This window comes from Arthrobacter nitrophenolicus (genome assembly GCF_000332815.1).
Taxonomy (GTDB): Bacteria; Actinomycetota; Actinomycetes; order Actinomycetales; family Micrococcaceae; genus Arthrobacter; species Arthrobacter nitrophenolicus.
In genome coordinates this window covers 1-8,295 of the sequence record NZ_AOFD01000094.1, presented here as the reverse complement: position 1 = coordinate 8,295, position 8,295 = coordinate 1, and the positions used below count along the sequence as shown (strand labels likewise).

At 67.7% G+C, this 8,295-nt stretch carries 8 protein-coding genes and 1 pseudogene; 3 read left to right on the top strand and 6 right to left on the bottom strand.

What is annotated here, in order from left to right; all coding sequences use genetic code 11:
* Positions 1 to 32 precede the first annotated feature (32 nt).
* From G205_RS19990 to G205_RS23565, 6 genes are read right to left on the bottom strand one after another with little or no spacing between them, the layout of a single operon-like run.
* Positions 33 to 1,403 (bottom strand): FMN-binding glutamate synthase family protein, encoded by a 1,371-nt coding sequence (locus G205_RS19990; RefSeq protein ID WP_009359618.1) that lies wholly within the window; start codon positions 1,401 to 1,403, stop codon positions 33 to 35.
* A 9-nt stretch (positions 1,404 to 1,412) separates the two neighbouring features.
* On the bottom strand, positions 1,413 to 2,141 hold the full coding sequence (locus G205_RS19985; RefSeq protein WP_009359617.1) for a GltB/FmdC/FwdC-like GXGXG domain-containing protein: 729 nt from the start codon (positions 2,139 to 2,141) through the stop codon (positions 1,413 to 1,415).
* Positions 2,129 to 3,049, bottom strand: coding sequence for a class II glutamine amidotransferase domain-containing protein (locus tag G205_RS19980; RefSeq protein WP_009359616.1), 921 nt, complete (start codon positions 3,047 to 3,049; stop codon positions 2,129 to 2,131). Before G205_RS19980 ends, G205_RS19985 begins: the two co-directional genes overlap by 13 nt.
* A gap of 41 nt (positions 3,050 to 3,090) precedes the next feature.
* On the bottom strand, positions 3,091 to 3,222 hold the full coding sequence (locus G205_RS23570; protein WP_009359615.1) for a hypothetical protein: 132 nt from the start codon (positions 3,220 to 3,222) through the stop codon (positions 3,091 to 3,093).
* The gene (locus G205_RS23310; RefSeq protein WP_268743692.1) at positions 3,219 to 3,908 is read right to left on the bottom strand and encodes a hypothetical protein; all 690 of its coding nucleotides are present in this window, start codon (positions 3,906 to 3,908) and stop codon (positions 3,219 to 3,221) included. The genes G205_RS23570 and G205_RS23310 overlap by 4 nt, the downstream gene beginning before the upstream one ends.
* The gene (locus G205_RS23565; protein WP_268743691.1) at positions 3,905 to 4,495 is read right to left on the bottom strand and encodes a type I glutamate--ammonia ligase; all 591 of its coding nucleotides are present in this window, start codon (positions 4,493 to 4,495) and stop codon (positions 3,905 to 3,907) included. Before G205_RS23565 ends, G205_RS23310 begins: the two co-directional genes overlap by 4 nt.
* 240 nt (positions 4,496 to 4,735) lie before the next feature.
* Between G205_RS23565 and G205_RS19970 the strand changes: the two are divergent.
* The 3 genes and pseudogenes from G205_RS19970 to G205_RS19960 all read left to right on the top strand — a co-directional run bounded on the left by G205_RS19970 (position 4,736) and on the right by G205_RS19960 (position 8,232).
* A pseudogene (locus G205_RS19970) lies at positions 4,736 to 5,732 on the top strand (LacI family DNA-binding transcriptional regulator).
* 258 nt (positions 5,733 to 5,990) lie between these two features.
* Positions 5,991 to 7,253: an ABC transporter substrate-binding protein gene (locus G205_RS19965; protein ID WP_338058441.1), complete on the top strand. Its 1,263-nt coding sequence runs from the start codon at positions 5,991 to 5,993 to the stop codon at positions 7,251 to 7,253.
* 46 nt (positions 7,254 to 7,299) lie between these two features.
* Complete coding sequence (locus G205_RS19960) at positions 7,300 to 8,232, top strand: carbohydrate ABC transporter permease (protein WP_009359614.1); 933 nt, start codon at positions 7,300 to 7,302, stop codon at positions 8,230 to 8,232.
* The last annotated feature ends 63 nt before the right edge of the window (positions 8,233 to 8,295 follow it).

The window sequence follows — 8,295 nt, the reverse complement described above, 5'->3', positions numbered from 1 at the left end:
GGCCGTGCCGGCGCCCGCGGAACGGACCCCTGTCAGGGCGCGCCGGGGATCCAGCTGGTCCCGGCCAGCGGAACGCGGGCCATGGCGGACGCCTCGATGGTGAGGGCCACCAGGTCCTCGGGCTCCAGGTTGTGCAGGTGCGACTTTCCGCAGGCCCGCGCAATGGTCTGGGCTTCCATGGTGAGGACCCGGAGGTAGTTGGCCAGCCGCCGTCCCGCGGCCACCGGGTCCAGCCGCGAGGCCAGGTCCGGGTCCTGGGTGGTGATGCCGGCAGGGTCCCGGCCGTCCTGGAAGTCGTCGTAAAAACCGGCGGCGGAGCCCAGGGCCGAGTACTCCGCCGTGTAGCGGGGATCATTGTCGCCCAGCGCGATCAGGGCCGCGGTCCCGATCGCCACGGCGTCAGCCCCCAGTGCCATGGCTTTGGCCACGTCGGCTCCGGTGCGGATGCCGCCGGAGACAATGAGCTGCACCTTCCGGTGGACCCCGAGTTCCTGCAGTGCCTGGACGGCCTGCGGGATGGCGGCGAGCGTGGGGATGCCGACGTTCTCGATGAACACCTGCTGGGTGGCGGCGGTTCCGCCCTGCATGCCGTCCAGCACCACCACGTCGGCGCCGGACTTCACGGCGAGCGCGGTGTCGTAGTAGGGCCGGGAGGCGCCCACCTTGACGTAGATGGGGGTCTTCCAGTCCGTGATTTCCCGGAGTTCGCCGATCTTGATTTCCAGGTCGTCCGGGCCGGTCCAGTCCGGGTGGCGGCTGGCGGAGCGCTGGTCGATCCCGACCGGGAGGGTGCGCATCCCGGCGACGCGTTCGGTGATCTTCTGGCCCAGCAGCATCCCGCCGCCACCCGGCTTGGCACCCTGGCCGAGCACAATCTCGATGGCGTCGGCCTTGCGGAGGTCGTCCGGGTTCATTCCGTAGCGGGAGGGCAGGTACTGGTACACCAGGTGCCTGGACTGGCCGCGCTCCTCAGGCGTCATGCCGCCGTCGCCCGTGGTGGTGGAGGTGCCCACCTCGCTGGCGCCGCGGCCCAGCGCCTCCTTGGCGTTGGCGGACAGGGCGCCGAAGCTCATCCCGGCGATGGTCACCGGGGTCTGCAGGTGCAGCGGCCGGCTGGCGTGCCGGTCACCGAGGACGACGTCGGTATCGCACTTTTCGCGGTAGCCCTCCAGCGGGTAGCGGGACATGGAGGCGCCGAGGAACAGCAGGTCGTCGAAGTGCGGGACCCTGCGCTTGGCTCCCCAGCCGCGGATGTCGTAGACGCCGGTGGCGGCGGCGCGCTGGATGTCGGCGATGGTGGCGCGGTCGAACGTGGCGGATTCGCGGAGACCCAGCGCAGCGGAATCAGACGCAGTGATGTCGGCGGGTGCCGGTGCCGGGGCGGGAACGGAGGTGATGGTCATGGGGGCCTCCTAGTAGGCGGTCGAGTTGTCGACGTGGAAGTGGTAGAGGTTGCGGGCTGAACCGTAGCGCTTGAAGTCGGCCGGGTTGTCGGTGCGGCCGGCGGCGGCCAGGAGCTCCGCGAGTTCGGCCAGGTGCTCCTCCCGCAGCGGCTTTTCGATGCAGTCCGCGCCGAGCGAGGCGACGGTTCCCTTGACGTAGATCCGGGCCTCGTAGATGGAGTCACCCAGCGCGTCCCCGGCGTCGCCGCAGACCACCAGCCGGCCGGCCTGGGCCATGAACGCTGACATGTGGCCGATGTTGCCGCCCACCACGATGTCCACGCCCTTCATGGAGATCCCGCACCGGGCACCGGCGTTGCCGTCGATGACCACCAGGCCGCCGTGGCCGGTGGCGGCTGCGGACTGGGAAGCATCGCCCGTCACGCGGACGCGGCCGGACATGATGTTCTCGGCCAGCCCGACGCCGGCATTGCCGTTCACCGTCACGGTTCCCTTCTGGTGCATCCCGGCCGCGTAGTAGCCGGCATGGCCCTCGATGGTCACCACAACGTCGGCGTTGATGCCGACAGCCAGGCTGTGCTTGCCGCCGGGGTTGGTGACGGTCCAGGACTGGCCGTCGACGGCGTCGTGCAGTGCCTGGTTGAGGCCCCGGACCGGAGCGTCGGCCAGGTCCACCACGGCTGGCGCGTCCGTTACAGGCTCAGGGGCGGTGGTTTCGGGGGCTGTCAGAGTGACCATGTGTAGACCTTTCCGGGTTCCGGTTCAAAAATGCGGGCGTTGTCGATGCCGGGCAGGGCTGCCAGGGCGCGGTATTCGGAGGCCATGGCCACGTAGTCTTCGGTTTCGGCGATGATGGCGGGCTTGCACGCGATGGGGTCCCGGACCACGGCCATGCTGTCCGCGGTGGTGACCACCAGGGTGTAGAAACCGTCCAGTACCTTGCCCAGGTTCACCAGCGCTTCCTCGAGGGTGTCACCCTGCTGCAGGCGGGAGGCCACGTAGCGGGCGCCCACCTCGGTGTCGTTTTCGGAGTCGAACACCACGCCTTCACGCTTGAGGTCCCGCCGCACGGTGGCGTGGTTGGAGAACGATCCGTTGTGCACCAGGCACAGGTCGTCCGCCACCGAGAAGGGGTGCGAGCCGCCCGCGGTCACGGCAGATTCGGTGGCCATGCGGGTGTGGGACAGGCCCTGGCTGCCGGCCATGGCTTCCAGCCCGTGTTCCGCGGCGATTTCCATGGGGTGGCCCACGCTCTTCATCACGGCCACGTGCTCGCCGCGGCCAATCACGGTGGCGGCGGGCAGGGTTTCGGTCACGGCCTTCACAAGAAGGTCGGTCCCGACGGCGGCACCCACCAGGGTGGTGTCACCCACCACCTGCACCGAGACGCCGGCGTCCGCCGGAAGCACGCCGGCGAGGAGCCCGGCGACGCCCTCGGTGATGGCCGGCGTCGGCATGCCCTGGTCCCTGCCCAGCAGGCTCAGCGTGGAGGTGCCCGGGGACACCAGGCCCGGGGTGTTGTAGACGGCCAGGCCGGCGGAATCCGGTCCGCGGTCCACGATCTGGCACAGCATGGAGGACAGCAGGCTGCCCATCTTTGGATACAGCGAGGGGTTGCGCAGCTGCAGCGCGGCGATTCCGCACATAACGGTCCTTTGCTTGGTTGGGTCTGTTCGGGTCGGGTTGCTTAGATCGAGGTCAGGTAGGTGCGGATTTCCCAGTCGCTGACCTGGTTGTGCCAGCTGAGGAATTCCTCTTCCTTCGCCGTGGCGTAGTAGGCGCCGATCTCCGGATCGCCGCTGAGGCTGGCCAGGATCACCGGTCCTTGCGGAGTGCCTCGACTGCGTGGAGCAGGGTGGCGGGCAGGAAGTGGGCGTCCGGCTTCGACTCCCCCGGCCCCGACGGCAGGCCGGGATCGATGGACTTCTCCACGCCGTCCAGCCCGGCGGCGATGGCCGTGGCGATGGCCAGGTACGGATTGGCCGAACCGTCGCCTGAGCGCAGCTCGATCCGCTTGTTGTCCGGGACCCGGATCATGTGGGTGCGGTCGTTGCCGCCGAAGGACGCTTTCCGCGGGGACCAGGTGGCTCCGGAGGAACTGGTGGTGGCGCCGGTGCGCTTGTAGGAATTCACGGTGGGCGCCAGGAAGGCCTGCAGGGCCGGAGCGTGCTCCAGGATGCCACCGATGAAGGAGTAGGCGAGGCGGGAGAGCCCAAGGCCGCGGCCGCCGTCGTCCGCTTTCCCGTCGCCGGCCGGGAACAGCGCGTCCGCACCTGACCAGAGCGAGAGATGGAAGTGCAGGCCGGTGCCCGTGCGGTCCGTGAACGGCTTGGGCATGAAGGTGGCCGTCATGCCCCGCTGCTCCGCCAGGATGTTGAGGATGTAGCGCAGCGAGACAACACGGTCCGCCGTGGTGAGGGCGTCGGCGTAGTTGAAGTTCTGCTCGAATTGGCCGGCGGCGTCCTCGTGGTCGTTGGCGTAGTTGCCCCAGCCCAGGCTGTTCATGCGTCGGAGATCGAGGTGAGGTGCTCGTACATCCGCGTCACGCCGCGGGCGTCGTAGCAGGGGCGCGGCGAATCGTCCTTGTCGTCGGCGGTACTCAGCGTCCCGTCGTCGTTCTTTTTCACCAGGAAGTACTCCACTTCGGCGCCAACTTTTGCCTGCATGCCCTTCCGGTCAAGCCGGGCCAGCGCGTTCTTCAGGATGACGCGCGGCGCGTACGGCCACGGCCGGCCGTTGACGTGCGGATCGCAGTGGATGAGGGCCAGCCCCTCCTTGACGAAGGGGACCGGGGTGAATGAGGAGAGGTCCGGCACGGCGATGAGGTCCGCGTCCTGCGGCTTTTGGCCGATCAGGCCCGCGGCGTAGCCGGCAAAGCCCATGGCGCCGGATTCCAGCTCGTCCGCCGCCTCCACCGGGACCAGCTTGGCGCAGGGCTTGCCGGTCATGTCCACGAACGTGGCCAGGAGGAAGCGGACGTCGTGGGCGCGGGCGATGTCCGCGAGGGAGATGGCGGGCTGGGAAAGGGCGTCGTTGGCCTGGCTGGCGAGCCCGGCCGAGGGGGTTACAGCAGGGGTTGCGACACTGGTCATCGAAACAATCCTGTCAGGTTGGTGTTAGCTACTAGTAAACCTTGTTGCACCAGAGTAGCCAAGCGAAGATTTCGAGCGTCCGGCTGGGATGTTAATTGGATGTTGCCGGCGCCTGACCGGCAGGCGGGCGGGCCGCAAGCACGCGCCGGGTGACGCCGCCGCGCGTCCCCGGCTGTGCACGCCCGGCTAAGCTGGGGAAGATTTCCGGCAATCACCGCCGGCCGCGAAAGGATCAGGGGAATGGCGCGAGCGACAGTCCAGGACGTCGCCAGGACGGCCGGAGTATCCGTGGGCACGGTGTCGCGGGTCCTCAATGGAAGCCCTGCCGTGAGCGAGTCGAGCAAGGAAAAGGTCACCGCCGCCATCCACCAGCTCAACTACCGGCCGCTTGCCTCCGCCCGCGACCTGCGGCGGGACAGGACCATGCGCATCCTCGCGATTGCCAAGAACCTGAACTCGCCAGTGATCAGCGAGGCTTTCCGCGGAGTCAGCGACGCCGGGGCACTGTCCGGGTATGTCAGCCTCATCGCGCCGACCGCAGGCGATCCGGAGCGTGAACAGCAACTGGTGGACATGCTGCGCAACGGCTCGGTTGACGGCCTGGTGATGTTCTCCCCCACCATGCCCGACGAGGACATCGGCAGATGGCCGAGCAGCAATGCGTCGTCCAGGTCTGCGAAATCGCCGACGCGACGCAGCCTTCGGCGTTGCCATCGACGACCGGCAGGCGGCCGTGGACATCACCCGGCACCTGATCGCCACCGGTGCCCGGCGGCTGGCGATGATTGGCAACAGGGCGGCCCGCTCCGGCCGCCTGCGCGAGGAGGGCTTCCGGCTCGCCGCCGCAGAGGCAGGCATGCCTGCCGACCAGATACTGTTCGTGGACGGTGACTTCGATTTCCACACCGGCCGCCGCCACGCCGAAGAGCTCCTCGCCGCGACCCCGCGCCCCGATGCCGTGTTCTGCGGGAACGACACAGTGGCAGCGGGGTGCGTCCGCGCGATCACCGATGCCGGGCTGAGGGTGCCGGAGGACATCGCCGTGGCTGGCTTTGACGACTCCGTCCAGGCGGAGATGTGCGTCCCGGAACTGACCACCATCAGGCAGCCCGCGTATTCGATGGGCCGCCTGGCTTTCGAGGCGCTCCTTGAACGGATGACCACGGCGGGCCCGCACCGCAGGGGCCGGATGTTCCTCCCCCACGAACTCGTGGTGCGGGACTCCACCAACAGCTGAACCGGGGGTTGACAGGCCGACGTGACCCCTGACACACTTCTGTGGAATCGATTCCAAAGTTAGCCCGTCAGGTTGTTGGGCGGAATGTGGAATCGATTCCAAATAGGACTGACCAAAAGCCGGCCAGGCAACGAAGCCACGCTGAGGTATGCGGGCGACGTTGCACGCTGCCATTCCTCGAGCATCCCTCCCGACCCCAAAGGAGCCACTTGTGGACCTGATTCAAAACGCATTTCCGCGCCATGAGGACACTGCACCATCCATGCCCGCCCCCGCCCCTGCGCCCGCATCACGCCGGACCAGCGGGCGAACCCTGGCGGTGGCGGCAGCCATGGCCGCGGGCCTGCTGCTGAGCGGCTGTGGAGGTGGTGCGGCCGCTCCCGGTGCGGACCAGGCCCCTGCCGCAGATCCGGCCGCAGGAGCCGGCGCCAGCGGCAGCATCAACATCTGCGGCGGCAAGGACGCTTCCGGCATCTACAAAGGCACAGCAGAGCCTTCACCAAGGCAAACGGCAAGGTCACGGCCAAATACACCGAAATCGGTGCCACCACTGACGAGATGCGGACCCAGGCAGTGCAGCGGCTCGAAGGCAAGTCAGCGGAATGCGACCTGTTCCTCACGGACGTTATCTGGACTTCCGAGTTCGCTTCCCAGGGCTGGATCCTTGACCAGACGGAACTGGTGGAAGCCAACAAGGACCGCCTCATTCCCTCCACCGTGGAAACCGCCAAGTACGAGGACAAGTACTGGGCGTCCCCGTTCTTCACCAACGCGGGACTCATCTACTACCAGAAGGACAAGGTGGCCAAGCCGGATACCTGGCAGCAGCTGTATGCGGAGGCAGCCGGCGCCCCGGGAAACAGCTTCGTCTACCAGGGCAAGCAGTATGAGGGCCTCACCGTGAACTTCCTCGAAATGCTCTACAGCGCGGGCGGCGAGGTGCTGGATGACCAGGGCGAGGTCAGCATCGATTCCCCGGAAACCCGGGAGGTACTCGACTTCATGGCGAAGGGCCTCAAGGACGGCTCGGCGGACCGCGCGGTGCTGACGTACAACGAGGACGCGGGGCGCCTGGCCTACGAGTCGGGGAACTTCGGCTACCAGCGCAACTGGCCGCACGTGAACCGCCTGCTCAACGCCACCCCGCTTGCGGGCACGTTCGGCGTAGCCCCCCTTCCGGCATGGGAAGGCGGCAAGGCCTCCGGCGTCCTGGGCGGCTGGAACCTTGCCATCTCGGCCCACTCCACGAACCAGGCGGGCGCCGTGGCCTTCATCGACTTCGCCACCACCCCGGAGTGCAGAAGCACGTGGCCATGGACTTCTCGCAGGCGCCGGTCAACGAGGCCGCCTACTCGGACCCGGACGTCCTGGCGAAGATGCCGTTCGCCACTGAACTGCTCGCCTCCGTCAAGAACTCCAAGCCGCGCCCCATTTCCCCGGTCTACCCGCAGATCTCCCAGGCGATCTACAAGAACGTCTACGCGGTCCTTTCCGGAACCGCCACCACCGAGGACGCCGTGAAGACCATGGCTGAAGAGATCACGGCCGCAAAGGCGAGCTTCTGATCATGGCCACCAAGTTCCTTGCTCCCGGCCGCGGCATCAACGGCCGCGACCGGGAGGAGAGGCGGCTCGCGTTCCGGATGACTGCCCCCTCCCTGGTCCTCATGGCCCTGGTGGCGGCGGTGCCCATCGGGTACGCGCTCTGGCTTTCCCTCAACCAGTACAGCGTCCGCACCGCCGGACTCTCGCGCTTCGTCGGACTTGAGAACTACATTTCGGCCCTCACCGGGCCGCACTGGTGGGCGGCGTTCGGCCAGACGTTCCTGTTCGCGGGGCTCTCGGTCTCGCTCGAGCTGGTGCTCGGGACGGGCATGGCACTGCTGCTTAACCTCGCCTTCAAGGGCCGGGCACTCCTGCGCACCGTGGTCCTGCTGCCATACGCGGTGGTGACTGTGGTCAGTGCCATCACCTGGGAAACGATGTTCCAGCCCAACCTGGGACTGGTCACCAACGTCCTGTCAACGCTGGGCCTACCCGGCGGCGACGTTGTCTGGCTCGGCGAGCACGGCTACGCCATGGCCGTGATCGTCCTGGCCGACGTCTGGAAGACAACACCCTTCGCAGCCCTGATCATCCTGGCCGGCCTGCAGGTCATTTCAACCGAGACCTACGAGGCCGCGGAACTTGATGGCGCCAGCAAGTGGCAGTCGTTCATCCACGTCACCCTTCCCCTGCTCCGCCCGGCCATTGTGCTGGCCGCGATCTTCCGGACAATGGATGCCCTGCGCGTCTTCGACCTGCCGTTCGTGCTTACCCGCGGCGCCAACGGCACCGAGTCGATGTCCATGCTGGCCTACGCACAGCTGCGGGAAAACCGCCTTGTGGGCGAAGGGTCGGCGCTGTCCATCCTCACCTTCCTGACCGTCATGGCGGTCTCGGTGGTGTACATCCGCTTCGCCGGGGGCAACATCCGCGAAGTTGCCAAGGAGGAACAATGAGCACGCTGACTGCACAGCGGGCGACGGCGGCACCCGCCGGCCGCGGCCGGCCATCCAGGGGCA